Origin of the sequence: Bradyrhizobium sp. B097, assembly GCF_038957035.1 — a bacterium.
GTDB lineage: Bacteria > Pseudomonadota > Alphaproteobacteria > Rhizobiales > Xanthobacteraceae > Bradyrhizobium.
Genome location: NZ_CP152412.1, coordinates 5,542,529 through 5,567,358 on the forward strand (window position 1 = coordinate 5,542,529; position 24,830 = coordinate 5,567,358).

Here is a 24,830-nt window from a genome sequence, read left to right on the forward strand (position 1 = left end):
ATATGTCCACCTCGGAAACGCTCGGACAGCCGGAGAATAGGAGTGCGACCTCCGAGCCGCAACGGGCATTTCGGGCGATGGCGCTCGATCGCGCGGCCTCGCCTGAACAGCTTGATCAGCTCGTCGTCATCACCAGGCCTGCGGACTGGATTATAACGGTCGTTTTCCTTGTTGCGGTGGTGGCCGCGGTCGTGTGGAGCATTTTCGGGCGCGTACCCACCCGCGTCTCCGGCGAGGGAATCCTGATCAGCAATGGTGGCAAGGTGGTCGACGCGGTCTCGGCCGCGGCCGGCCGGCTGCAGTCCGTTGCCGTCACTGTCGGCGACCACGTCGACCTTGGCCAGTCGATCGCTCAGATCGTTCAGACCGACATTGAGCAGAAGCACACGGCGGCGGTCGAAGTATTACGGGAGCGCCAGCGCGAATATACCGACCTCAAATCGAAGGTCGCAGCCGAGCTCGCCGCCAAGAGTCAGAATTTCGAGAAACTCGAAGCCGCACTCGAGCAAGTCATCAAGGCGACCGGCCAGCGCGTCGATTATCTGTCGGTTGACGTCAAGAACCTCGAAGGGCTGCTCGCGAAGGGTTACACGACGCGACGCAACCTGGAGGACCGACGCCAGGAACTGAGCGATGCGCAGCAACGCCGCCTCGACGCGCAGAATGAGATTCTCAAGCTCAGGGCGCAGAAGACGGACCTTGAAACACAGCGCGAACGCGACATTCAACAATCCGAATTTACCCTGAACGAAGCGCGCCGGCAGGTGAATGCGGCCGCGGAGCAGTTGAGCCAGAATACGCAGGTCCTCAGTCCGATGGAAGGCCGTGTCCTCGAAGTGAAGATCTCTCCCGGCTCGGTACTCTCGGTCGGGATGCCCGTGGTCCAGATCGAAACCGAAGGCAGCAAGCTCCAGGCCATCGTCTATATTCCAGCTGAACATGGCAAGCAGATCAAGCCGGGGATGCAGGTTCATCTCGAGCCGAGCACCGTCAAACGCGAAGAGTTTGGCATGATGCTGGGCACGGTTTTGAGAGTCTCTGACTTCCCGATGACGCCTCAGGGCATCAGCGCGGCGTTGCACAATGAAAGCCTGGTGTCCCGCTTCTCCCACAACGGCGCGCCATATGCTGCCGAGGTGGCACTTCAAGAGGATGATTCCACCGCGACGGGCTATCGCTGGGCCGTGGGCAATGGGCCTGCCACTCATTTGACGAGCGGAACCCTGGCGCACGCGGAAATCACAACTCGGCGGCAACGGCCGCTCGATCTGGTGATCCCCTTGATCAGGCACCTAACGGGAATTGATGGATAAGTCCCCTCCCACGTCGGCAAACGCGCGGCACGGTCGCCTATCGGGACTGCTGCGCAAGCAGGTGAAGCGGACCCCGGTTGTCCTGCAGATGGAGGCGGTCGAATGCGGCGCTGCGGCGCTCGCAATCATTCTCGCCTATCACGGCGCCTGGATTCCCCTGGAGCAGCTCCGCATTGCCTGCGGCGTTTCGCGCGACGGAAGCAAGGCCAGCAACATCGTCAGGGCGGCGCGGCGCTACGGCCTAGTTGCAAGGGGGTACAGTGTCGAGCCGCCCGCGCTGACTACGCTTCCGACACCCTGCATCATCCACTGGAACTTCAATCATTTTGTGGTCCTGGAGGGTATCAAGGCCCGGCACGCCTATATCAACGATCCTGCGAGCGGCCGCAGACGCATTAGCTTGGCCGAGCTCGATCTTGCCTTCACCGGAGTGGTGCTGGTCTTCGAGCGCGGCGAAGAGTTCAAAATGGTCGGCAGCAAGCCCAACGGGATCGGGCTGCTGCTGCAAGAGTTGCGTCATTCAAGGGCGGCGGTTGTCCTGCTGGTGATCGTGAGTATCGTGCTCGTCGTTCCCAATATCCTTGCCGCAGGCTTCTCCAAGATTTTTGTCGACGACATTCTGATCCAGCACAACAATCGCTGGCTCATGCCACTCCTGATCGGAATGGCGCTAACGGCGGCCTGTCGCGCGGTGATGGTCGCGGTTCGTCAGTCGGTGTTATTACGATTGCAGGCCAAGCTCTCTGTTGTCATGACCAGTCGCTTCCTGTGGCGCGTGATGGCGCTGCCGATGGAATTCTTTACCCAGCGCCATGCCGGGGACGTTGCCAGCCGCGTTGCGTCGAACGAGCAGGTCGCACGCCTTTTGTCCGGCGGAATTACGATGAACGCGCTCAGCTTGACGTCGGTGCTGCTGTTTGCCGGCGCGATGGCGGTCTATGACGTCAGCCTGACGGTGCTGTGCGTCGCGATCGCCTTGCTGAACGTTCTCCTGCTTCGCCTGGTTGGGGCGCGACGGCAGGAGCTCAGCTACCGGCTCGCGGTTGAACGGGGCAAGCTCCTGGGCGCCACGGTGGGCCTGGTGCGTACCATCGAAACCATCAAGGCGAGCGGCCAGGAGGATGACGCGTTTGGCAAATGGGCGGGCCTCCAGGCCAACAATCTGAACGCCGAACAGAGGCTTGGTGCATCGGCCATCATCTTGGACATGATGCCGACGCTGCTCTCCGGGCTGATGGTCGCGGCGATCCTCGGGCTCGGTGGTTTGCGGGTTATCGAAGGCTCGCTGACGCTTGGCAGCCTGGTTGCATTCCAATCCCTGGCGGCGAACTTCTCGGAACCATTCGAGAATCTCGTCAACTATTTCGGCGGCCTGCAGACCATCAAGGGAGCGCTCGAACGGCTCGAGGATATTCGCAAATACCCACTCCGGCCCGCGCCATCCGGCAACGCCATCGATAGCGTTCCATCAAAGCTTGCCGGCAGGGTCGAGCTTCGCAACATCAGCTTCGGCTATTCGGTTCTGGAACCGCCGCTGCTGGCCGACCTGTCGCTGGCGATCCCTGCGGGATCGCGCGTGGCACTTGTCGGCGTCTCCGGCAGCGGAAAATCGACGCTCGGCAAATTGATCTGTGGGCTGTACGAGCCGTGGGCGGGAGAAATTCTATTCGATCAATGGAAGCTGGCGGAGCTTCCATCCCAGGAGTTCGCAAATTCCGTCTCCTATGTGGACCAGGATATATTTCTGTTCGAGGGGACCGCGCGCGACAACCTGACCCTTTGGGATTCGACGGTGGATGAGCGCGACTTGATCGCCGCCGCGCGGGATGCGTTGATCCATCACGACCTGGCCACGCGTCCCGGAAACTATGACTGCCACATCAATGAGGGCGGCGGCAATTTCAGCGGAGGGCAACGCCAACGTATCGAAATCGCTCGGGCGTTAGTCTGCAATCCGTCGATTCTCGTCCTGGACGAAGCAATGGCCGCCCTCGATCCGATCACGGAAAAGGTCATCGACGACAACCTGCGACGCCGAGGCTGCACCTGCATTATCATCGCACATCGCCTGAGCACTGTGCGTGATTGCGACGAAATCATCGTGCTGGAGCATGGCCGGATCGTGGAACGTGGCACCCACGAACAGCTTGTCGCGCTCCAGGGCGCCTATGCAAGGCTCGTGACAAGCGAATGAGTAACCCCGGCACGAGGGATGAGTTTGCGACCGCGAGGCCAATTGAAGCCCCCGCCCCTTACCGCGTGGCGGTCGATCCGCGGCATCCCATTCTCCTCAACGAACGCGATCAGGTACTGGAGGTGAGCGCCGGTCATATCGATATCTTCGCCGTGGAGGCGGACGGCGTCCGACATCATCTGCTTCGATGTGAAATTGGCGAAGTCATACTGGACCTGCACACGGCCTGTGAAAGGTCAGCGATTCAGTTGCAGATCGTCGCAGTCGGGGGTCCCGACGCGGAGATCATCACGGTCTCACGAAGCGAGATCGCCACGGAACGCATGTCGGGCTGGATCGGCCGGGTCTCCATGCTCGCGGCCGGCTCGGCCCGATCGGACAACGCTTCCGAATTGATCGGCGGCGAAACAAGTGAACTGCGTCCAGGCGAGCGTTGCCGTGGCCCAAAGCGAAGCATCGTGTGGGCCCGCATCGAAGCAGGAGGCGTGAAAGTATTGGATCTCGACCTCGAGCTCGAGGCCGGAGGTCCCTTCATTCCGCTCACAGCGGAGGTCTGGCTGGAAGCCGGCGAGAGTGGCGCCAGAATCACAGCAGAGCCGACCGCGCCTGAATTGCCTCTGGTCTGGCTGGCCCTCGACCGCTTCCATGTCGCGATTGCCGCCAGTCTGGAGCGGTGGCTTCGACATGAGCGGTCGTCCGAGCGGCAGCAACTCGCCCGGCGAGCCGAACTGACCCGTGCGCGAACGCTGGATGCTCTTGAGCGTCTGTCCGAAGTTGTCACCGCGCCAACCGGTCGGACGCAGGTCGAGCTGGATGCCAGCGATCCCCTGCTCGCCAGTTGCCGCCTCGTTGCGGACGCATCGGGAAGCTCCATCATTCATGCGAGCCGAACGCATCCCGCAAGCCAGAGTTTCAGCGACATCCTGCAGATCGCGCGTGCATCGCGGTTACGAATTCGCCGCGTCCAGTTGCGCGATCGTTGGTGGAAGTCGGATGCCGGCCCCCTGCTGGGGTGGCATGGGCCCGAAAGAGACCCGGTCGCTCTGATCCGTGACCGGCGCGGCCGGTACACGATGATCGATCCGAAGCAAGAATGGCGGCAACCGGTCGGTGGCTCGGTTGCAAGCGCTCTCGCACCGGAAGCCGTCAGCTTCTACAAAGCCTTGCCCGCGCACCCACTTCGCTATCGTGATCTGCTGTCATTCGCGACCGGAGGCCTCTCCGGCAGCATGGTCCGCATGACCCTCGTGATCATTGCCATCGGGTTGCTGTCGCTGATACCGCCGCTGGTGACGAATCTGCTGGTCAATTCCGTGATCCCCCGCACGGAGATCGACCAGCTCGTCGTTTGCGCGGCAGCGCTCTCCGTCACCGCGATCGCGATAGCGGGACTGCAGGGAATGCAGGGACTGGTCACGCTCCGGCTCGAAGGCCTCCTCGATTACAAGCTCCAGGCCGCCCTCATCGATCGACTGCTCCGGTTACCGGCGTCGCTGTTTCGCGACTACACGACCGGAGATTTGGTCGACCGGTCGATGGGCATTGAAGCGACGCGCCAGATCGTTACCGGACGGACCTTGCGAGGCTTTACATCGGCCCTGTTCGGGATTTTCAGTATTGGGCTCATGCTCTACTACGACCTCAGACTCGGCAGTATCGCGCTTCTACTGATCGCGCTCCGGGCGGCCGCAATCGTCGCTACCAGCGCCGTGCGAATCTACTACGAAAGCAAGCACTTCAATCTGCAAGGCAAGGTCAGCGGTTTGGTGCTGCAACTGATCGCCGGCGTCAGCAAGCTTCGCGTGGCGAACGCCGCAAGTCGCGCACTGGCGCGATGGTCGGGACAATTCGCCGTTCAGAAGCGCTACTTCATCGCCTCGCAGCTAGCGGCCAACGTGCTGGTCGTGTTCGAGACGGCCTTCCCCCTTCTAGCCGTGTTGATCATTTTTGCGGTCGCCTCGCGCACCAACAGTCAGCTCTTGGCCAATCTCGGCGCCTTTCTCGGTTTCCTCTCCGCGTTCGGACAGACCACGGCAGCGATCGGCAACTTTGCCTCGAGCATGAGCGAATCGCTGGTGGTCATCCCCCATCTCACCAGGATGAAGCCGATTCTCTCCGCCGCCGCCGAGATCGCTGAAGATCGGCGGCCCGCAGGCGAGCTGATAGGTGAAATCGAGTTTTCCGGTGTCACATTCCGCTATATCGAGGGTGGACCTACGGTTCTTAATGACATTACCTTGCGTGTTTCGAGGGGCGAGTATGTGGCAATTGTCGGCCCTTCGGGCAGCGGAAAATCATCGCTGTTGCGATTGCTGCTGGATTTCGAACGACCGGAAGCCGGGACGATCTTCTATGACGGCAAGGCGCTGAACACGGTTGAGACCAACGACGTGCGCCGCCAGCTCGGCGTTGTACTGCAAGACACCAAGCTGGCAACGGGCAGTCTATACGAAAACATTTGCGGCGGCGTCGACCTGACGCTGGACAAAGCCTGGGAGGCCGCGCGGCTCGCGGCGCTCGATGCCGATATTCGGCAGATGCCGATGGGTATGCACACGCTCGTTGCGGAAGGCATCAATACGCTCTCGGGCGGACAGCGCCAGAGAGTCCTCATCGCCCGCGCGCTGGCACGTTCGCCACGCATCTTGCTTTTTGACGAAGCAACGAGCGCGCTCGACAACCAGACCCAGGCGATCGTCGGAGCCTCGCTGGAGCGGCTGAATGTCACGCGGATTGTTATTGCTCATCGGCTGAGCACAATCCGCCACGCGGATCGAATCGTGATGCTGGTCGGTGGCAAGATCGTGCAATCGGGAAGCTATGACGAGCTGACGAGTGGAACCGGCCCATTTGCAGAGTTCGCGCGGAGACAGCTTGTGGTCTAGCCAACTGGTCGATCGGCCTGCTTACCACAATCCCTCCATTCAGTCCTATGCCCTGACGACTACGAGCACAAAGCATCTCGGACATGACGTCATGTCGTCCTGACCAGAGTGCCATGGTCGCAAGAGGCGACCAACTCACAGGTTCTGTCCACGTCGGCTGTGGGAAAGGATGACGCGCGGCCACTTGCTGCGCAATCGTCACGCAGCAAGTCTTTGATTCACCGAGCCGCATCGCGGATCGCGTGCCAGCGCCGATCCCGACGAAGATCAGAAGGGCCAAATTGATTTGACGATACCTTCCACCACGCCGATGACCTGCTTGATTCCGCGAACCAGGCCGTGACCACCGTTACCCGTGCCGGTGCCGTTGCCGTCACCGTCCGCACCGCCGACCACACGATCGAGGGCTTCCATCGACATTTCATGGTCGAACTTGTTCATAGCCATTCTCCTGTTTTCGGGAGGGGCCATCCCCTCAAGCCGTGACCACACGCATACGAGGTCATCCGGCTAGTCGGCCGTGATCCACGTCACGCATGGTTTGCGCCGCGGCAAGTTTTTCGTTCCTGAGTTCGACGAACGCAATTGCGTGAATGTCCAGTAGGAGCCGTGACGTTTCCGACGCCCGAGAACCGAGGCCGCTCGTCGTCCGCGCTCGCCCTGCCCCCTGGAAATTGTGGCATGCATATCGCCCACCTCACGCCGCCCAAGCCACTTCAAATGGCCTGCTCACATTGGCTGTGATGAGATTCTTCTTGCTGTCGCGGTGCACACGCCGTGCACACGCGGCCCTCTAATCGATTGAAAAACTTGAACTCTCGCGCCAATCCATCATGGGAAGTTTGAGCTAGCTCCAGCAACCGATGTCCGATTGGAGCCAATCAGAGAAGGTTCGTCCATCACCCTGCCCCATAAGCCCAGCACACGTTCAAATCGTGGAACTGCCGCCGCTCCGCCCAAAGGCCGAAACTCCAACCAGTGCTAGCTAAAAAAGCCTCCGGCGGGCATGCCGGAGGATTTCTCGGAGGTTCATAGTTGTCGCGAGTTGCCTCTTTGCTTCCTGCTTCTAGAAGCTCAGCGGATTACCAGTTGCGCTGGGCGCGCAGGAGCAGAGTGTAGGTGTCCTGGTCCTTCAGCTCGTAGAGAGCTGCCGGCTTGCCGATCGCACCACTGCCCGGATAGCTGATCACACCAGCATATTTCTGGTCCAGATGGGTGTAGGTGAAGTCTGCCGAGAAGGCCAGGTTCTTCACTGGAGTCCACTGGGTCTGGGTACCGAGCTGCGCGATGCTGTAGTCGGGGTTACACGAGGTCAAGCGAGCGACACCAAACGTCGCGCCGAACGTACCGCCTACGCCGCTGCCGGTCGGACCGCAGATGTAGGTCTTGGCTGTACCATTGTACGATACGCCCGCGTAAGCACCGTAGATGCTGGTATTCCAGTTCGGGCCCCAGTTGTGGACATAAGCACCGCGCATACCCCAAGTCGAGACGAGTTGCTGCGAGCCACCAGTGACAAATACGCTGTCCGGGGCAATGCCGAAGCCAATGCTTTGATAGGCGCCAGCCACGCTGGTGCCACCGAAAATGGTGTTCGCACCAGCCTGAGCGGACAGCTCCTGGATGTTGTAACGGGTCGCACCGTTCGTATACACGCCCTGGACGTTGATCGTGTCGCCAGGTCCGCTCTGGATGTCCTTGATCGACAAGGCCAACTGACCTGCCCAACCCCACTTGTCGTCCGGATGACCGGTGACCTCGGTGGAGCCGTAATAGGCTGCGTGATTGTCATGGGCGGCGAGCGATCCCTGAAACAGACCCCATGCCTGATCGACACGCAGCATGGCGATGAAGTCCGGCGAAATCGTGCCAGCATAGTCGCTGGCGCCATAAGGACCGAGAGCCGCAAAGCCAGCCGCGCCAAAAGGCGCAGCCAGGTTGTTCACGCCAGCCTGATTGTAAGCCGACTGATCCTGAGCCGACAGAGACAGCGACACGCCGTCGCCGAACTGCGCGGTGTAGGTGAACTGGTTCACACCGGTGCTCGTGCCGCCGCCACCAACGAGGCCGTCGAAGTTGTTGCCCGGATAGCCGGTCCAGGGCGTACTGAACTGCGAAATCGCTTTGCCGATGGTGAAGCCAGCGAACTGGATGAAGGCGTAGTACACGCCCAGCGTACCAGCAGCCACCGCACCGCCGTTGGCGTTGTTCGGGGCCGAAGCCGTGCCGATCGGCGAGTAGACGGTCGTGCCGTTGCCCTGCCCGGCGTAGCTGTCCGTCGTCCAGGAGAAGGTAGAATTCAAGTACGTGCGGAGCACGCCGTACTCGGTCGCGGTGCGCGTATCGATGTTCAGGCCTTCACGGGAGCGCCAAGTATAACCGTTGGTGAAACGGTTCTGAGCACCACCAGCGCCCGCAGTATTGCCTGTGGCGTCCGCATTGGTGTTCGCCAGCACGTCGACGCGCAGATAGCCGCTCAGCTTAAGACAGGTGTCGGTGCCCGGAATGTAGTAGAAACCGGGACCATACAGGGAGCAAACCTTCACGTATTCGACCGCTTTGGCCTTGACGGGAAGATCGGCCGCCTGTGCTCCGCTCATCGCGACGAGACCTGCCGCTGAACCAAGCATAAGGCTCTTAATCATCTTCATGCTAAACCTCCAAGTTGCTCTATCTCTGGGAGGGTTCCGGATCCGCCGGGTAAAAAGCGCCCTCAGGTTGGTTCCCTTGTCCCTTTAACCCCGCTTGGTTTTCGCGCTCGGACACACGCGCTTGAAGCGCGAGGGACGTAAGCGAACCACTTGTTACGGGACGACCTCGGGAGCCCCCTCCGCCGCAGAGCAATTGTGAGGAAGACACGCTACATCTGAAAAGCATATATTTTAGGGGCCATTCATCTAAAATAGGCATGGTCCGCTACAGCGAGGAACTGACGGGCGTACGCAAGGTTCGCTACTTCGTCAGCATCGCGGACAGCGGCAGTATCAATGCAGCGGCCGGCCTCTTGCAGGTCGCACAGTCGGCGATCAGCCGCCAGATGCTTCGTTTGGAGGATGAAGGGGTGCTGCTTCAGCGCAGCGTCGTCGGTGTAGAACTGACGGAGCGCGGCCATTTCCTGTTGGAACGGGCGCGCTTTCGGCCGACCGGATGGCGGTTTGCCGTTTGGTAGATGTCGGCGAACGCCATTGAAATCGCTCGGAACGGCTATTTGATAGATGTTGCCGAGAACACCGCAGACCTCGCTCAGATTGGGGCAATTGACTTCGCAAAGCCGGTCGCCGCGAGCGTTGCAGGAATGCCCTGCGTCTGCTCGTCGTCGCGCACCGCGGCATCACCCGCCGCCGCGCCCACGATCGCTCCAAGGGCCCTGGTGGAGCGCTCTACGAAGCAGATCAACGGGCTGGCGCAGCGCCGTGCGAGCGCATGCGCCGCTCCAGCACCGCCAGCACCGGCGCCAGCAGCAGCACCAGCAGCATCGGCGCCGCCGCGGTGCACATGGCGGCCTTCAGGCCCATCTGATGCGCCAGCAAAGCCGCTCCGATGAGCGGTGCCGCGCTGCTGCCGGCGCGCGAGACGGCGCCCTTCCAGCCGACCGCGGCGCTGCGCAGCGCGGCCGGATAGACGATCGGTGTCAGGATGTTGAGCGACTGGTAGGTGCCAAAGGTGAAGAAGCCGGCGCTAACGATCGCGCCAACGAAGCCCGCGCTGCCGAACGGAAAGAAGGCCAGCCCAACCAGCGACAGCATGTCCAGCAGCGCAAACACGACGATCACGCGGTAGCGCCCAAAGCGATCCATAATTAAGCCGGTCGACAGCCCGGCGACGATGGAAGTCGCGCCGGCGACCGAGGCGTAGACCGCGTAGCTGGCCAGCGGGATGCTTTCGAATTCATGGAAGAACGCCGCATTGAGGGCGAACAGATTCACGCTGACCTGGCCGCAGATGCAGGTGAACCAGAGCACGAGCGTGAAGGCGGCGCGGTGACTGCCGAAGATCTCGACGATCGAGATGCCGGTGCCGAGCCGCCGGGCCGGTTCACCGAATTGGGTGTCGGGCGGTAGCACGATACTTAGCTTGCGCAGCGCGCCGAGGATGTCGGTCGAAGGGGCGGCCGTGCGCGCCAGGTGCAGCGGCGACTCGGGTACCAGGAGCAGGACCGGCACGATCATCAGGAACGGTGCCAGTGCGCCGACCACGTACATGCCCTGCCAACCGATGCGATCGAGCAAAAGGGCCACGAGGGCACTGGCGACCACTGCGCCCACGCCGATGCCGGCATAGACTATGCCGACTATGGTCGAGCGGCGCTTGATGGACGAGATGTCGGCCACCAGGCTACCGACCGCGGGCAGCAGGCCGCCGCCGACCATGCCGGCGATGAAGCGGGTCACCGCGAAGCCGGTCGCCGAGGTAGCGAACACACTTTGCAGGGTAGCGACGGAGAACAGCGCCAGCAGCACGACAATCATGCGCTTGCGACCGAAGCGATCGGCCAGCGACGACAGCAGCAGCCCGCCGAGTGCCTGACCGATGGGTTGCGCCGCGAAGGCACCGGTGAGGCTGGCGGTGGCCACGCCGAGCGTGGAGGCGATCGCGGGCAGCATCTGCCCGGTCACTAGCAGATCGTAGCTGTCGATCAGCATAACCAAAAACAGCAACGCCATGGTGACGACATGGCCGCGCCGCACCGGCGATGCGTCGAGCAGAGCACCGAGGTCGATCTTGTTGCTGCCCGTGCCGCCACCCGGATTCGCGGCGGCGGGTGCACCGGCCGCTGCCGGCGCACTCGCGATGGAAGCCGCGCACACATCGGTCACCTGTTCGTTCGTCGCGAGCCTCACTCAGCGTCCTCCCTCGTTTTTTGATCCGTTCACCCGCCTGCCAATGCAAGGAGCAGGGATGTATTGCGGATATGTTCGTCGTTGTTACTTCCTTGGCCGCGCAGGGACTTCCAGCACGGTGATGGCTCAAGCGCTCTCGGAAGGAATGATCGGCAGGAGGATGAAGGGCTCATTGGAGTCGTCGAAATGCAGCGTGTTCTCTCCACCAAAGATCTCCGGCGGCCGATCCCGCGGTTCCGCATGACGGAACGGACCGACGCCCGTCATCGGGTAAGGTTGATCAGTGAGGCCGGTGTCGCCCAGACCGTTGTCGTAGTCACAGCCACGAATGTTCAGTGCCAGCGTATAGCCCGGAGGCACCACGATGCAGGTCGGCAGGATCTCGATGTCCAGCACGACGGGCTCACCCGGCACGAGCGGCTGCAGCTCGTCGTGCGTGTGGTAGGGACGGTACGGGAGTGACTTGGCCTTATCCAACTTGCGATGCGAGGCACGTAGCCAGCCCAACGCGATCGGGACGCGCGGATCGTTGGAGCCGATGAACAAGACCTCTCTGCCGTCTGGCGCAAACAGCCGCAACGCCAGGAAGATGTCAGCATCGACAGTACGAGACGACACCACCAGCCTGGCAGCCACGGGGCCGGTGATCTCCAGTTCCTTGGCGGCGGGCGGCATGGTGAACGTGATTCCGTCACCCGTGGTATTGTAGGAGATGCTGGCGCCGGTGCTCGGCGTGGTGCTGAGGGTGCGCGTGGAGGGAACCAGATAGTATTTGGTCCACTGCGTGCGTGCGAGCGGCCATTCCTGCTCGTCGCGGATCGTGAAATGCTCGCCCGGCCGACGAATCTGCAACTGCACCGGCGGCTGTTTGTCCCAGCCCGTGTCCTTGCCCTGCAGGAAGTGCCCGAGGAAGCGCTTCTGCAGCGCAACGCCTTCGGCGCGGTAGAAAGGGCTGAAGTGACTGTCACCATGCACTTCGAGCCACTTCTGGCCGGAGCCGGCCGCGAGATAGCCTTCGAAGTTTCCGCGCGGGTGAACTCCCATGCCGCCCCAGTTGGCTGCTGACAGCAGCGGCACCTGGATGCGACTGACGTCGGGTCTGCGCCCGGCATAGAACTCGTCGTCTAGGGGATGGTTCAGGGCCACGCTGGACATCGGTTCGGCACGATTCGCCGCGAGCTCCTCGTCCGACAGCGTTTCTGGTCCGCTGACCAGTTCGCCGTTGTTCGGATTGCGCGCTCCACGCTCGCCGTACCCGTGCTGAATCCGCAGCACCTGGCGACCGAACCAGCCGGCGCCGAACTGCGAATAGATGCCGCCGTGCCGCGCGGCGTCCCGGTAGCGGTCCACGAAACCCTCCCAAACGCAGATGGCAGCAAGATGCGGGGGCCGCAGCGCGGCGACGTGCCACTGGTTGGTCGCGTAATAGGAAATGCCGTTCATCCCGATCTTGCCGTTGCTCCAGGACTGTGCCGCCGCCCATTCAATGCATTCGTACAAGTCCCGCGTTTCCTGCTCCGAAGTCGGGTCGAGCACGCCAGGCGAGCGGCCTGCACCGCGACTGTCGACGCGGATGCAGACAAAACCGTCCGGGACCCACTTCTCAGGGTCGACGACTTCCCAGTTCATGTATTTGTTCGACGAGCCTTCGGCGATCTCAGGATAGGCCCGAACCATGCGGTCATACGCACTCTTGTAGCCCACTTGCATTGGCACGCCCTTGCCATAAGCCCCGTAGGAAATCAGGGCGGCATAGCGGCCCGGCGCCCGCGGGAGAAAGATGTCCGCGCGCAGGACTACGCCGTCGCTCATCGGAATTGGCGCATCCCAGAGGATGCGCATGCCATCAGCGTATACCGCCTCCGGTGTATCGTCAGACAGCGCGGCGTTGGCGTCGGCGTGATTCGACTTCACGTGATTCATTCCTATCGTTCCTCCGAACAGTTAACTTGTCTGGATTCCTAGTGGCGCCAGGATCTTTTTGAAGCGATCGATCTCCGAATTGACTTAGATCTTGAATGCTCGCGGCGACATCATCTCGACTTTCTGGCGCAACGACACTCAGATCCAGTCAACGGCCACTTCACGCATCAGGGCATGGAGCCGGCTCTGTCCCTCGAAGCCGATACCAGGCCGCTGGGGAGCGGGCATCCATCCACCCGACACGTGACAATCGTCTGCGTAGCCGCCGAACGCGCCGAAAAAACCCGGATAGGCTTCGCAACCGCCGAGCCCCAGACCGGCCACGAGAGCGAGGGACATTTGATTGCCGCCGTGCGGAAAGTGCCTGCAGTAATCCCAGCCGTGCGTTGCCAGCTCTTTGACGAGGTCCGCATAGGTACCGATGCCGTAGATCTGCGGCGGATCCATCTGCAGATAGTCACGGCCCTTGCGCCACCCGCCAAATCGCACCTGATTCCAAACGTCTTGGGAGCTAAAAAGGTTTTCGCCGGTGGCGAGTGCTTCCGAGTAGGCCTCGGCAACCGCGGCCGAAGCTTCGAAGTCGTTCGGATGGCAAGGCTCCTCGAACCAACGCAGTTTGAAAGGAGCGAGAGCGCGGGCATAATCCAATGCCTCTTTGGTGGAGAAACGTCCGTTGGCATCGACAGAAAGTTGCCGTGGATCGCCGAGGAGCTTCAATGCCTCCTCGACGCGGCCGATGTCTTCCGCCAGGGATAGGCCGCCGACCTTGATCTTCATGTGCGTGTAGCCGGCGTCCAGATGGCGTTGGAGCTCCTCGGTCACGTCACCAGGTTTGCTGTCCGGTCGATACCACCCGCCACCGACGTAACAGGGCACCCTTGCTTCCATCGGGCGTTGCCGCCACGATTGCGAGACAAGTTCCGCCAGCGGAAGACGCCGAGCTTTGGCCACGGCGTCCCATAAGGCGGTCTCGATCGTGCCGACCGGCACCGACCGTGCAGCGTCGCCGCCCGGCTTCTCGCCGACGAGCATGCACTGCAGTGCCTTAGACGGATCGAGAAAGCAGTCTCGATCCAGCAAAGCTTCCGGGGATGATTGCATCAGCCTGGGTATGAACCGGGCCCGCATCGGCTCACCACATGCGTATCGGCCGATGGAGTTGAAGGCGTACCCGATGACTGGAGCACCCTCGACGATCCTATCGGTCAGTACAGCCACGATCGAGACTGTCATCTCCGCGAAAGAGAAAACCGAATTTCGCAAGTCACTGCGCATTGGCAGCGCCGCCTCGCGTACGTCCAGGACGCGCATGTCTAGAATATCTCCAATGGTTCTTTTGCGCCGCCAGGAGGCTTCGAACTCGAGCGACTTCGGCTTCCATGATGGCGGCGATTGGTGTCGGGCTCATCGTTTAGCCAACGAGTCCTCCGGCGGCTTCGAAGCGCGCAACCACTCCTTGAGCCCCACTGATTTGGGAGAAGGTCTTGTCCGGCCCGTCGAAGATGAGCGTCAGCGTACCCGCGGGTGCGCAAATCATCAGTTTCCTCCTGTGGGCGGCGTCGGGCCGCGCATATTCTTGTGTCGTTGGCCGCGCGGGGATTAATCCCAGTTCAGTCCGACAGGTCCGCCGCAACCACGCTCCGCAGAACGCCGAGGCGTTCTACCTCGCACTCGACGACATCTCCCGGCCTCAGCCAGACTCCGTCGCCGAGACCACCGCCCGCAGGCGTTCCGGTAGCGATCACATCGCCGGGCCATAAGGTCATGCCCTTCGACACTTCCGCGATGAGCGCCGGTACCTTGTGGATCATGTCCGACGAGTTCGCATCCTGACGGACCTTGCCGTTGACGCGACACTGTTTGCGCAACGGGTACGGCTCCCGCAATTCATCGGTGAGTACCAGCACGGGACCCATTGGGCAGGCGGCATCGAGACCTTTTGCCTGAGTCCAGTTCTTTCCGTACGAGGTGTTGAGGTCGGGATACCCGTCATTCATCTGGAAGTCCCGATAGCTGACGTCGTTCACCACCATGTAACCCGCCACATGGTCGAACGCGTCTTCGGCGTCAATGCTTCGGCCAACGCGACCGATCATGATGCCGATCTCAACCTCATGATCCAGCTTGTTCGACGCGCGGTGCGCGACGATCGTGTCGCCCGGATTGGCCACGCTGCTGGACGGCTTCTGGAAGAAGAACGGTTTGGCCGGAACCTTGACCTTCGCTTCCTTGTCGTGACCGTAATAGTTGACGACGTGCGCCAAAATCTTCGACCCGGCTTCGAACGGTGCGAGCAGTCGCAACGATGCCATTTCCAGCGCTGGTAACTGGCTTCGGCGAGCGATGATAGAAGCCATGTCACGGTGCGCGACCCCGCCGGCGAGGAAAAGGCGCAAATCCGTAGCCGCGGGAACGAACCAGTCGAGACGCTGCTCTTGTGCCGCAGCTACCAGATCAATCACCTGGCCATCGGCAACGACGAGGCCAAGGCGAGCGCCAAGGGGAGAGAGAAACCGGGCGATGCGCATGTTTGATATCAAATCTCAGGTTAGGAGACTGATTGTGGGAACGCGCGCTGTATCTGAAAAGCACATATTTCAGATGCTGTTTATCTAAAATAGGCATGGAGGCCTGGACCACTAGAAATTGGTGAACTGCTGGCTGCTCTGCTTCGTCTTCGCCGTTGCTCCTGCAAAGAGATACACCATCCACAGCGTCCCCGACGGTGGTTGCAGGACGCGCGCAGCGTTAGTACCTCCAGCAGCGCAATGGCACTGCCGCGCAGGAGTGCACTTCTTCGGTTCAATGCATGGTGAGGGCAGGCTCTTCAGGTCTGGCCGGAAGGGATGATAGGCAGCAAGAGGAAGGGCTCCCGACCTTCCTCGAAATGCAGGGTGTTTTCGCCGCTGAACACTGCTGGCGGCCGGTCGTGCGGATCCCTATGGGTGAACGGCCCGACGCCGGTCATGCGGTAGGGGGCATCCTTGAGACCCGGATCGCCCAGACCGTGGTCGTAGTCACAGCCGCGAATGTTCAGTGCCAGCGTATAGCCGGGAGGCACTACGATGCAGGTCGGCACGATCTCGACGTCGAGCACCACCGGTTCACCCGGGACCAGAGGCTGGAGTTCGTCATGCGTGTGGTAGGGGCGGTACGGCAGCGACCTGGCTGGGTCGAGCTTGCGGTGCGAGGCGCGGAGCCAGCCCAGCCCAATCGGAACGTGGGGGTCATTGGAGCCGACGAACAGGACCTCCTTGCCATCCGGATCGAACAGGCGCAGCGCCAGGAAGATGTCGGCATCAGTCGTGCGAGAGGACACCATTAGTCGGGCCGCGACTGGGCCGGTGATCTCCAGCTCTTCCGAAGCCGGTGGCAGGGTGAACATGATCCCGTCGTCCGTGGTGCTGTAGGAGATGCTGGCACCGGTGCATGGCGTGGCGCTCAGGGAGCGTTTGGCGGGATCCAGGTAGTACTTAGTCCATTTCGTTCGGGCGAGCGGCCATTCCTGCTCATCGCGAATTGTGAAGTGCTCCCCCGGGCGCCGGATGTGCAACTGCACCGGCGGCTGGCGATCCCAACCCGTGTCCTTGCCCTGGAGGAAATGCGCCAAAAACCGCTTTTGAAGTTCGATGCCCAACTTGCGATAGAAAGGGGTGAAATGCGAATCACCGTGGACTTCGAGCCATTTCTGAGCGGAGCCTGCGCCGAGATAGCCCTCGAAGTTACCCCGCGTGTGCAGACCCATGCCGCCCCAATTTGCGGACGACAGCAGCGGCACCTCGATACGGCTAACGTCGGGAGTCCGCTCCCGGTAATAGTCATCGATCAGGGGGCGGTCGAGTACCTCATTGGAGGCAACGTTCACGCGGTTCTTTGCAAGCTCTTCGTCGCTCAGCGTTTCCGGGCCGGCAACGAGCTCACCTGTGTTCGGGTTGCGGTGGCCGCGCTCGCCATATCCGTGCTGCAGCGGGGCCACCTGCCGGCGATACCAGTCCGCGCTGAACTGCATGTAGATGCCGCCCTGCCGGGTCGAGTCCCGGTAGCGGTCCATAGCCCCCTCCCACACGCAGATGGCAGCAAGGTGCGGAGGCCGCAGCGTGGCTACGCGCCACTGGGTGGTCGCATAATAGGAGATGCCATTGAGCCCGATCTTTCCATTGCTCCAGGGCTGGGCGGCCGCCCACTCGATGCATTCGTAGAAATCCTGTATTTCACGCGACGATAACGTGTCGAGCACACCATGAGATCGCCCCGCGCCGCGGCTGTCTACACGGACGCAGACGAAGCCATCGGGCACCCACTTCTCGGGGTCCACCACCTCCCAGCTTTGGTACCTGCCGGACGAGCCCTCCACGATGTCCGGTGCGGCTGCGACCATGCGTGACCACTGGCTCTTGTAGCCGACCTGGAGCGGCAATCCCTTGCCGTACGGACCATAGGACATGATTGCGCCATAGCGGCCGGTCGCCTCAGGCAGAAATATATCGGCGCGCAGCACGACCCCATCGCTCATGGTGATCGGCGCGTCCCAGAGGATACGCATGCCGTCAGCGTGTACCGCCGCAATTTCTCCATGACCATCAGAATTTCGAACGCGTGTTTTTGTCGCCATTTTTTTAACTCCAGTTACTATCGACAATTGGATACGACGCGAGGTGCTCAAGCACCCACGATTTGCATCAGCGGATACGGCGCGTTGTAGCTTCGAGGCCGACGCCCGGCTTGTTCGGCACTTCAACATGGCCGTCCGAGACCACCTTGCCGGCGGCAACGCTGTCATCGCGTCTTGGCGCTGATGGGTGGAGAATATTCGACGACCACAACTGGGGATTCTTTTGGAAGACCACTGAAAGATCACGCGCCGATTGTGGAAACACGCGCCACACTTGAAAAGCACATTTTTCAGGGACCATTCATCTAAAAGAGGCATGGACCCGCTGGCGCCGGGAACTGATGGACTTGCGCCAGCTTCGCGACTACGTCATCGTCGCTATGGGTGATTGCGGACGATGACTGGGCGGCGGACGCTCCGCGCAACTGACACGACGCCGCAACCCATCGGCAGCGCGCGGCGCGCCGGTTCGATGGCGCGATCCGTCATCAGCCGCAAATCGCGACTCGGCCTCTCACAGGTCTTGATCGTCTTACTGGCCGTGGCGTTGTCGCTCCGGCCCTCCACCGACGTTCTCGATGTCGTGCGGCAGGGCGACTTGAGCGCCGGCAGCACCGAATGGTGGATGCTTCACATCAGGACGGTTTTTAAACTTGAGATAGGACTTGCGCTTTGGCTCGCACAGGCAAGAACAGCTTTTCCTCAATGCGTTCGCATACAATTTGCTCAACGGCGGCGCGAAGCGCGCGGGCTGCCAGACTGGCGGGGCGCCCCTTGCCCCAAGCTATCATTCGGGTTGTGTCGAGCCCACGCACGGGCACACCTTGCAACCCGCGCCAAATGTCGGACGTACTCAATGCCGACTTGGGAACAACCACATAGCCCACGCCGGAGCGGGTCAACTCGGCTGCGGGACTGCTGCTATGGATTTGGATGATAGGACGCAGCGCCCCGTAGCGTTCCTCGAAGATGCGCCGTAGGCCCGGCGAGATAATGATTGGCATCTGCTTTAAGTCGCGCGCGGCAATGCTCTTTCGCTTGCAGATCGGATTGCCAACGGGAGCCAGAAGCAGAGTTTCTTCGCGCCAAGCAGGTTTCACCACGACGTCTTCGCGCGCTTCAATTTCAGTGACGAGAGCTAGATCCAGCGTACCGGCGGCAAGGCTGCGCAGCATCTCGTCTGTTGTACTATCCGAAAGCTCAAGCTGAACTTGCGGAAACTGGGCGTGGAACCGTTGAATCAAGGGTACATAAAGGGCTCGCCCCGCGCTCGCAGGGGCGGCCATGCGTACGGTGCCACGCATTCCGCGGCTGAAGGTTGAAACGTCGTTCGTAGCACTCTCGATCTCTCTCAGGATGAAGCGCGCCCGCTCCAACAGCACGTGGCCGCTCTCGGTCAGCTCTACCCCGGCAATGCTGCGCTGAAACAGCACGCCCCCCACCTCTTCCTCCAAACGAAGCATCTGGCGGCTGACCGCTGACTGTGCGACGTGCAAAACGACGGCCGCTGCGCTGATACTGCCGCTGTCCGCGACGCTGACGAAGTAGCGAAGTTGGCGTAAGTCCATCAGTCCCCCAGTTTCGAGGTCCATGCCTATTTTAGATGAATAGCCTCTGAAACATGTGCTTTTCAAGTGTGTCGCGTGTTCTCACAGCGCCGCCAGGTCAAACAAAGTGACCGCCGACAAGAAACAACCTGTTCCCAGCAGAAACGATCGAACGCCATGACTTAGCCGAGGTATCATCAAAAGCCTGATCAGTATGGGCATGAGGCTCAGTCTCGTGATGGAATCGGATACTAGAGCGAGCTCTGCCGGCTTGGTGTTCAGGTACGTGATTTCCAAGGAGGATGCCCAGCAACGGATCGCGGAGCTGAAGAGCGGTTGCGCGTCGAGGCGGAACTGGCTGCCCTCGAGGAGGCCCTCCCTCCATCTCACTGCATCCGGCAACGCCGGACCGCTTCATCGAGACCGTGAATGCGCTTGCCGACACGATAGCAAGCCACGCAAGCGCGGAGGACGACCGCGGCCCGTTGGTCGCCGACTTCAGGTCGCTTGCGCACAGCGTCATCGTCCACCCGAATGGCCCTTAGGAAGGCTTCGAGGTCGAGGGAAAGCTGGCCGCACTGGTCGGCGGAGGGCTTTTTCTGGAGGCCCACCATAGTAGTGGGTCATACGTGGTAGCGGGGGAGCGACTCGCCCCCCCGACATCAGCATTCTTCATACTCGCGCTGAATAGCAGCCCCCTACCCCACCGGCGAAAGGCAGGTTCGTTCGCCATGCCGACAACGAGATCAGCTTCTCGGTCGCAGCTGCCGCGCTGCTCTCATCAATTCGATTGCGTCGAGCCCCAACATCCGCATCACGGCTCGGACCGACTGCTCAGGTTTGCCAACAATAGATTTTTCTTGATCTCCCGGTGCACACGTCGTGCACACGGCGCACCCTAACCGATTGAAAAAATTGAACTCTCGCTCCAATCCATCATGGGCGCAACGGAAAAGAGATAGTCTCGCGGTTTCAAGTAGTTACCTTGGAATTCAAAGGGACGCCCATAAACATGTGCGCTTCAAACTAGGCCGAATTTGCGCACGCTTGTACCCGTTTTGACCTGCCAGTGCACGCGTAGCGCACAGAAAGCGGCGCCCAGAGTATGTCCAATGATGCTGTCCCGGAAGCAGACTGCGCTCTGTCCTCGACCTGCTCGGCGCGGTCGAGATCGAGGCCGCGCCGGACAGCTCCGGGCTGCCCGCGCGGATGCGCCGACACCTGCTTCGACCGCGGCGTATTCGTCCTCGCGCTCGGTGACACGGGCCCCAACTGTCTCAGGAGGCGCTTACCAATTCCGCCGCTCCCAAGATGAAGCGAGCTGCCCGCTCCCCGATCATCATCGTCGGTGCGTTGGTATTTCCGGAGACGAGCCGCGGCATGATTGAGGCGTCGGCAATCCGAAGGCCTTCGACGCCACGCACCAGCAGTTGTTCCGAGACAACCGCCATCGGGTCGCCGGAGGGCCCCATCTTTGCCGTTCCGGAGGGATGAAACACGGTCTTCGAGATCGCGCGGACATAGTCGGCGAGCGCATCGACGTCGCTCTCCACGCCGGGCTTTGGCAGAGCGCGCCGCTTGATCAGACGCGCCAGCGAAGGCGCCTCGGAAATGCGAATGGCAAGCTGGACGCCTCGCACGAGGATGTCGACATCCGCTCGCTCTGCAAGCGAATTGGCGACGAACAGCGCCGGGTCGGCCGGATTCGGCGATCTCAGGCGAACAGTTCCACGGGACTGCGGGCGCAGCACACAGGGGCCGATCGAGATGCCATGTCCGGGCTCGGACGGCCGATCCGCAAAGCCGTTGAACGTCGGCAAGACGTGAAACTGGATGTCCGGCTCGCCGGTCCTGGCGGTATCGGCAAAACCGCCGGACTCCACGACCGTTGATGTCAGCAACCCGGTCTTGGTCAGAAGGTACTGCATCATGTGCGATGCGGCCCGAACGCCCTTGTCTTCGCCGAAGATCGAGATCGGATCCCTGGTCTCGCACTGAACGGTCGCTTCGAGATGATCCTGGTAATTCTCGCCGACCCCGGGCAGATCGGAAACGATCTCGATTCCATGTTCGCGCAGATGGGCAGCAGGTCCGATCCCCGACAGCTGCAAGATTTTCGGCGTCGCCAGTGCGCCGGCAGTCAGGATCACTTCGCGCCGCGCCTTGACGGTCGAACCGTCCTCGAGCAGCACACCGCTCGCGCGCTTGCCTTCGAACACCACCTTGTGGACACGCGTCGCGGTCCTGATGGTCAGGTTCGCACGTCGCTCTGCCTCGCGCAGGAAGGCTTCGGCGGCGCTGCGGCGGCGTCCACGGCTCGTCGTCGTCTGGTAGAAGCCGACGCCCTCCTGGCGCGCGCCGTTGAAGTCCTCGTTGTAGGGGATGCCCGCCTCCTGCGCGGCGCGGATAAATGCCCAGGACAATGGATGGCCGTAGGCACGATCGGAGACATTGAGCTTGCCGATCGTGCCATGATATTCGCCGGACAGCCGCTGGTTGGCTTCAAGATCGCGGAAGACCGGAAGCACCTCATCGTAGCTCCAGCCGCGGCAACCCATCTGCGACCATGTATCGTAATCCCGCCGCGATCCCCGGATGTAGACCATCGCGTTGACCGAACTGCCGCCGCCCAGGACGTGCCCCTGGGGTACGATCGACGGGCGCCCGTTCAGGCCCTTCTCGGGCTCGGACGCATAGACCCAGGCGTCGCGTCCCTTCTCGAGCACCTTGAAGAAGGTCGCAGGGATGTGGATGAACCGGTCGGTGTCGCGCTGTCCGCTCTCGATCAGCAAGACACGATTGCGCGGATCTTCAGACAGGCGGGACGCCAGCACGCAGCCAGCGGAGCCGCCGCCGGCGACGATATAGTCAAACTCCTGCATATCACTCCCTGCGACGCGGCCGATTCCGACCTGCTCCCCCGGCTAAACAAACACGGTCTGGACGGTGGTGAACTCCTTCAGCCCATCGACCCCGAATTCCACGCCGAAGCCTGACTGCTTCACGCCGCCGAACGGCGCGTTCGGCTGAATGGCGCCGTGCTTGTTGATCCAGACCGATCCGGATTCGATGCGTTGCGCGACCGCCTTCGCACGCGCGAGGTCGGTTCCCCAGACCGAGCCGCCGAGCCCCAGCGCGCTCGCATTGGCCTTGGCAATCGCGTCCTCGACGTCGGAATAGCGGATGATCGGCAGAGCCGGGCCGAACTGCTCCTCGTCCACCAGCCTGCAGCCGTGATCGACGTCGGCAACCAGCGTCACAGGATAGAAGTAACCAGGGCCGCCGGGCGGATCGCCGCCGACCAGCACCCGACCGCCCTTCTTGCGCGCCTCTTCGACGAGGGCCGAGACGATCTCGAACTGCCGGCGATTCTGCACCGGACCAAGCGTCGAGGTCTCGGAGAGACCGTCGCCGACGACGATCTGCTTCGCATAGGCCGCGAGCTCGCGGCAAAGCTCGTCATACAGGCTGTCGTGGACATAGAGCCGCTTCAGCGCCGCACAGGTCTGACCGCCATTGATGAATGCGCCCCAGAACAGGCCCTCGACGATCTTCTTCGGGTCGGCATCCGGCAGCACGATCCCGGCGTCGTTGCCACCGAGCTCGAGCGTCAGGCGCTTCAAGCTGCCCGCCGCATTCTGCATGATCTTGCGGCCGGTCGCGGTCGATCCCGTAAACGTCACCTTGCCGATTCCGGGATGCGCCGACATCAGGCTGCCGATCTCGTTGTCGCCGGTGACGACATTCACCACGCCCGGAGGCAGTTTCTCATTGATCAGCTCGACCAGACGGATCGTGCTCAACGGCGTCAATGGCGACGGCTTGATGATCACGGCGTTGCCTGCGCGGATCGCCGGGATGATATGCCAGCACGCGATCATGACCGGCCAGTTCCACGGCGTGATCGAGCCGACGACCCCGATCGGCTTGCGATGTAGCTCGACCCGTCCTTCGGCACCGTCCTGCAGGACTTCCACCGGCAGCGACAAACCGCTGGTATGGCGTGTCCAGGCCACGGCGCCACCGATCTCGAAACGCGAACCTAACCCGTTCAGCGGCTTGCCCTGCTCGAGCGTCAGGAGCCGCGCAAGTTCCTCGGCATGCTGCTCGATCGTATCGGCGATCGCGCGACAGGCATCGGCACGCTCGCTATCGGGCCGGTCCTTCCAGATTTCAAACGCCCTGGAGGCGGCCGCAACCGCGGCGTCGAGATCGGACGCCGTCGCGAGCGGCATTCCGCCGACCACGGCGCCGGTCGACGGGTTGAGGACGTCCTGGAAACGATCTGTCTCGATCCGGCGCCCGTCGATAAGCAAGCTCCAGCGCTGCATGCAATCTTCTCCTCACGACAACGACTTGCTTCAGCAAAAGCCATCGCACGGCCAATGTCTTGGAAAGGAGCGCGGTTTCGCTTGGACGGGAGCGCAGCAGGCTATCGGCGCGTGACGTCGGTCGGCGAGCAGTCGAAGGCCCGCTTGAAGCAACGGTTGAAATAGGAAATGTCGTTGAAGCCGGACGAATAAGCGATCTCGGCGATGGTGCCGCCGTCAGAGCCGCGCTGCCGTTCCAGCAGGCGATCCTTGGCCAGCCGCAGCCTGCGATCCCGGATGAAGCTGGTGACCGTGGTTCCGACCGCGCTGAAATCTTCCTGCAACGTGCGCATCGAGACGCCGAGACGATTGGCGAGCCATTGCGCCGTCAGCCACTCCGCCGTGAGATGGCGATCGACCAGGGCCCGCGCGAATTCGAGCCGGCCGGACGCCCGCTCCTTCGGACAGAGCGGGGTGTCCGGCGAATCCGCGGCGAACGCCTGCCGGGTCGCCTGCAGCAGCAATTGCCGCAACTCGCCGGACCGCTTGTGGCTCGACGGCAGCTGCAACATCTTGGCAACCAGCGCCCGCAGCATCGTCGACATCGGGTCCTCGGCTCCGAGCCGTCGTGACACCTCGAAGTCGTTCGGCTTCTCTGACAGCAACAATTGCCGCGGCAGATGCACCGACAAGTGATTGCTGAACTGGCCGTTGAAGAAGAAGTTCGACGGCAGCGAGGAATCGACCAGAATGCAGTCGCCGGGCGAGATGATGCTCTGATGCCCTTGCTGCTCGACCCCGCACACCCCCTGCAACTGAACCAGCAGGAAGAAGTGCTCGCCATAGTCCTGGCGAATATCGCGCTCTGCGCGGCGAACCACGTCGACGTCGGTTGCGACCTGGACGATCTCCATGCCTGCGGCATCGCGCAGCACAACGCCGCCATTGACGAAGCCGCGCTCCTCCTGGCCGAACGGATTGAACCGTCCGCACACGGACCGGAGCTTGTCCCTCCATTCCTCCAAAGGCGGCTGTCCCCAGACTTCGGGAGTCCAGCTGCTAAACTCCTGGAGCTGCATGCGCTCCTCCCTGGGAAACGCCGTCGGGCGGCGCTTTTGATAACATGTTAAGCACCTCCTTTGCCGTGTCAACGCCTTTCCGGCACGGAGATGCGGGCACGGCACCGCGACCAGCGGTCGCAACGA

At 61.8% G+C, this 24,830-nt stretch carries 15 protein-coding genes; 4 read left to right on the forward strand and 11 right to left on the reverse strand.

Annotation, left to right across the window (positions count from 1 at the left end):
- Nucleotides 1-77: 77 nt before the first annotated feature.
- Genes AAFG07_RS26115 through AAFG07_RS26125 form a run of 3 tightly spaced genes read left to right on the forward strand, consistent with a single transcriptional unit; the run spans nt 78 to nt 6,392 of the window.
- Complete coding sequence (locus AAFG07_RS26115; RefSeq protein WP_342722699.1) at nt 78-1,313, forward strand: NHLP bacteriocin system secretion protein; 1,236 nt, start codon at nt 78-80, stop codon at nt 1,311-1,313.
- Nucleotides 1,306-3,507, forward strand: a complete 2,202-nt coding sequence (locus AAFG07_RS26120) for an NHLP family bacteriocin export ABC transporter peptidase/permease/ATPase subunit (RefSeq protein WP_342722700.1) — start codon at nt 1,306-1,308, stop codon at nt 3,505-3,507. The genes AAFG07_RS26115 and AAFG07_RS26120 overlap by 8 nt, the downstream gene beginning before the upstream one ends.
- On the forward strand, nt 3,504-6,392 hold the full coding sequence (locus AAFG07_RS26125) for an NHLP bacteriocin export ABC transporter permease/ATPase subunit (protein ID WP_342722702.1): 2,889 nt from the start codon (nt 3,504-3,506) through the stop codon (nt 6,390-6,392). Before AAFG07_RS26120 ends, AAFG07_RS26125 begins: the two co-directional genes overlap by 4 nt.
- 267 nt (nt 6,393-6,659) lie before the next feature.
- On the opposite strand, the gene AAFG07_RS26130 is transcribed toward AAFG07_RS26125, so the two are convergent.
- Nucleotides 6,660-6,833 carry a hypothetical protein gene (locus AAFG07_RS26130; protein WP_342722703.1) on the reverse strand — a complete coding sequence of 58 codons (174 nt, stop codon included), beginning with the start codon at nt 6,831-6,833 and terminating at the stop codon, nt 6,660-6,662.
- 641 nt (nt 6,834-7,474) lie between these two features.
- A complete protein-coding gene (locus AAFG07_RS26135; RefSeq protein ID WP_342722704.1) occupies nt 7,475-9,043 on the reverse strand; it encodes a porin in 1,569 nt (522 codons plus the stop codon).
- Between the two features lie 257 nt (nt 9,044-9,300).
- Here AAFG07_RS26135 and AAFG07_RS26140 point away from each other — a divergent pair, with 257 nt between their 5' ends.
- A complete protein-coding gene (locus tag AAFG07_RS26140; RefSeq protein WP_342722705.1) occupies nt 9,301-9,561 on the forward strand; it encodes a LysR family transcriptional regulator in 261 nt (86 codons plus the stop codon).
- 223 nt (nt 9,562-9,784) lie between these two features.
- Here AAFG07_RS26140 and AAFG07_RS26145 read toward each other — a convergent pair whose 3' ends face one another.
- The 9 genes from AAFG07_RS26145 to AAFG07_RS26185 form a co-directional block, all read right to left on the reverse strand.
- Complete coding sequence (locus tag AAFG07_RS26145) at nt 9,785-11,233, reverse strand: MFS transporter (protein ID WP_342722706.1); 1,449 nt, start codon at nt 11,231-11,233, stop codon at nt 9,785-9,787.
- Between the two features lie 126 nt (nt 11,234-11,359).
- Complete coding sequence (locus tag AAFG07_RS26150; protein ID WP_342722707.1) at nt 11,360-13,156, reverse strand: CocE/NonD family hydrolase; 1,797 nt, start codon at nt 13,154-13,156, stop codon at nt 11,360-11,362.
- Nucleotides 13,157-13,294: 138 nt separating this feature from the next.
- Nucleotides 13,295-14,467: an enolase C-terminal domain-like protein gene (locus AAFG07_RS26155; RefSeq protein ID WP_342722708.1), complete on the reverse strand. Its 1,173-nt coding sequence runs from the start codon at nt 14,465-14,467 to the stop codon at nt 13,295-13,297.
- Between the two features lie 299 nt (nt 14,468-14,766).
- Nucleotides 14,767-15,684 (reverse strand): fumarylacetoacetate hydrolase family protein, encoded by a 918-nt coding sequence (locus AAFG07_RS26160; RefSeq protein ID WP_342722709.1) that lies wholly within the window; start codon nt 15,682-15,684, stop codon nt 14,767-14,769.
- A 299-nt stretch (nt 15,685-15,983) separates the two neighbouring features.
- The gene (locus AAFG07_RS26165; RefSeq protein WP_342722710.1) at nt 15,984-17,768 is read right to left on the reverse strand and encodes a CocE/NonD family hydrolase; all 1,785 of its coding nucleotides are present in this window, start codon (nt 17,766-17,768) and stop codon (nt 15,984-15,986) included.
- 647 nt (nt 17,769-18,415) lie between these two features.
- Entirely contained in the window at nt 18,416-19,360 is a 945-nt protein-coding gene (locus AAFG07_RS26170; RefSeq protein WP_342722711.1) for a LysR family transcriptional regulator, read from the reverse strand.
- Between the two features lie 1,232 nt (nt 19,361-20,592).
- Nucleotides 20,593-22,197 (reverse strand): FAD-dependent oxidoreductase, encoded by a 1,605-nt coding sequence (locus AAFG07_RS26175; protein WP_342722712.1) that lies wholly within the window; start codon nt 22,195-22,197, stop codon nt 20,593-20,595.
- A 42-nt stretch (nt 22,198-22,239) separates the two neighbouring features.
- Nucleotides 22,240-23,646, reverse strand: coding sequence for an aldehyde dehydrogenase family protein (locus AAFG07_RS26180; RefSeq protein WP_342722713.1), 1,407 nt, complete (start codon nt 23,644-23,646; stop codon nt 22,240-22,242).
- A gap of 101 nt (nt 23,647-23,747) precedes the next feature.
- A complete protein-coding gene (locus AAFG07_RS26185) occupies nt 23,748-24,704 on the reverse strand; it encodes a helix-turn-helix domain-containing protein (protein WP_097672572.1) in 957 nt (318 codons plus the stop codon).
- Nucleotides 24,705-24,830: the final 126 nt, after the last annotated feature.